The 2,391-nt window shown below is 53.2% G+C and carries 3 protein-coding genes; 2 read left to right on the top strand and 1 reads right to left on the bottom strand.

The genetic code is table 11. From position 1 onward, the window contains the following. The first annotated feature begins 114 nt into the window (after positions 1-114). The gene (locus WA429_RS20970; RefSeq protein WP_336107873.1) at positions 115-645 is read left to right on the top strand and encodes a hypothetical protein; all 531 of its coding nucleotides are present in this window, start codon (positions 115-117) and stop codon (positions 643-645) included. 214 nt (positions 646-859) lie between these two features. Continuing rightward, a complete protein-coding gene (locus tag WA429_RS20965) occupies positions 860-1,303 on the top strand; it encodes a MarR family transcriptional regulator (RefSeq protein WP_336107872.1) in 444 nt (147 codons plus the stop codon). A gap of 9 nt (positions 1,304-1,312) precedes the next feature. Here WA429_RS20965 and WA429_RS20960 read toward each other — a convergent pair. Then, the coding region (locus tag WA429_RS20960) for a DUF1173 family protein (protein WP_336107871.1) at positions 1,313-2,391 on the bottom strand (1,079 nt) is incomplete at its 5' end.

Here is a 2,391-nt window from a genome sequence, read left to right as displayed (position 1 = left end):
TTTGTCAGCTTTTGTGACAATTGATGACAACGTATCTGGCAAACGAAAACGCTAAGGAATTGATTTCGAGGGCAGTCGAATGTCACCTTTTGTGGCACATGACACGAACCGGCTTTGCCGAATTCAGAAGATGAGTTGTCGGAGCAAGAGCTCGTCTACGCGGCTGCAGCTGTTGACGATGCAAGAGAGGCCCCGAGACGCAAAAAATCAACGCCGGATGACATAGACTGCCTTCTATTTCGCGCCGAACGTCAACTGGCTCGCTTAGATGAGCGTTTTCAGAATGATCCACAAAGGCGGGATCGGGCCGTTCTTCTGACCTCGATCCGGGATGCGGCATGGACATCCTGGCTTGAATCCGAAAATCGCAGCACTGGCGAACGGAGAATTATCAAATGGTTTGCGTTCGATGGGCTCTATGGCGACAAACCGGCAGAGGTCGAACTGCTGGAAGATGCAGTCGACGTTGCCCGGGCAGTCCAATGGCGCTCGAAACGCAGCCCCAGCTTGTCTGATCGCTATTTGCTCCAGCTAGCATCCAAAGCATACCAGCGTCGGCAAATCCGTGAAGCAGATGGAAAGACAGAGTTCTTGCTACAAGCAGCTCGCAAACGTTCTCTGCCCCCCCCTGCTCTCACCAGATGAAATGGAGGAAATCCGAGCTGCAGTTGGAGATTACCAAGGCCATCCTGATGGTATTCTTGGGGCAGCCCATCGGCACGCCAGTCTCCTAACCCAGGCACTGCGCTATGTAGACGAAGAGAAACAGCTCCAAATCCGGGGGGCCGTGCACAGAGAAAAGGTTGTCCGTTACAACACGACATCCAGAGGTGCCCTCTGGTTTCGGCTATGTATTACCTTGGGCCCGACCATTGTCGCCAAGTCCTGCGAGCTTTCCGCGACGCCTGTCCTGCCTATCGCCTATACCGCGGCGAGAAATGGGGCCATATGGTCCCTGCTGAGTGAAAACAAGCAGGAAATCGATCCGGTCAGACTGATTGAAGCCTATAGCTGTGCAATTGAAGAACTTGCCCAGATCGATAGTATCATGCAGAACGCCTGGCGTTCGGCAGAATGCCTCATCCAGTCATCAAAAGGCCGTACAATGAGTGACATTATGCATCACGTGTTTCAGCATGGTCACATAACGGTAGCGCAGATTACGAGAGCTCATAAAATTAGCCCACAAGCAGCGCACTACCAGATAACCAAACTCATCGAGCATGGTGTAATTGAACGATATACCAGCGGCAAAGATGGCGGGCACTACGTTTTGAAATGCCTTCTACAAGCGACTTCGTGATAGCTAACCTTATTCCGCACGCGGCGGCAGCTGAGGAAACACAGCATCCAGTGTTTGACCACCATCGGACACCGGGTCCCAAAACCAAAATAGACGGCCGCTTTTTACATAGGCGGCAATCTTGCGGCTCTTTGTTTCCAGGTACGCCTCAGTAGCGAAGCCGAAGACCTCCAGCGGCGCTCTCTCTGATCCCACATCGAGCAGCTCGAAATCAGGAAGCATACCCTCCCATTCAGAGGAGATCAGTGGTTTCCGATATTGGCGACCGTCTATGGCCAAGGCGCGCGCGAGCTCAACCTCATAACTGCTATCACATGGAATGAAATCTCGCGTAAGAACATCCATCGCAGCATCTTCTGCAGCAAGGGTAAAGACACCGTCCCCACTCATGTGGACCTTACAGATAGCAATCAGGACTGCCTTTATTTTCGGATCCGCTTTCAACGTGGAAGACTTCGCGCCCTCCTCCTTCATCCGCACAGAAATCGGCGCAAAGGCGCGAGAGTATGAGATGGCCAATCGGTTGAAGATCGCACTACTCATGACAACGCGCAGAGAGTAGGGGTTTTTCCCATAGGAGGGTTTGCCGGGCGCGTTGATCGCCAGATCCAGTATTGCATGGTCTTTCCCCTTCGCATTCTTAGGTCGTAACCATCCACGCACAGGAGCGACAAGAACTACTCGGGTGTTGTCCCGAGCGCTAACAGCAAGCTTCGTTCTGTCTGACACTATTTCCGCCTGCCGATCATCGGTCATACTCGGAGGGATCGGAAGAACCAGAGAATTGGAAAACGAGGTGCCCGCCCATGTCATCGCTTGGGCGCGAGCTTCGACAGCACTGCGAACTACCGCCCAGTTCATCCGGAGGCCGGGATCGTAAACATTCAACCCGGACTCTTCCCAAAGAGAGCGAAACAAGCCTAACAGCTTCTGTCGAGAGTAGGTTGTGGTGTTCTGTTGACGCGGTGGTGTTGCTCCCCTCCCCTCCCCTTCGGCTGGGTCCACGACGCGTGTAGCGCGACATTTGGTTTTGGAGTGCTCGCCAATTAAAGTTGGAGCATAGCACTTTTCGTCATACCGGATCATCC

Origin of the sequence: Thalassospira sp. CH_XMU1420-2 (genome assembly GCF_037029325.1) — a bacterium.
Classification (GTDB): domain Bacteria; phylum Pseudomonadota; class Alphaproteobacteria; order Rhodospirillales; family Thalassospiraceae; genus Thalassospira; species Thalassospira povalilytica.
The sequence above is the reverse complement of the archived record's forward strand: the minus strand, read 5'-3'. Positions and strand labels throughout refer to the sequence as shown.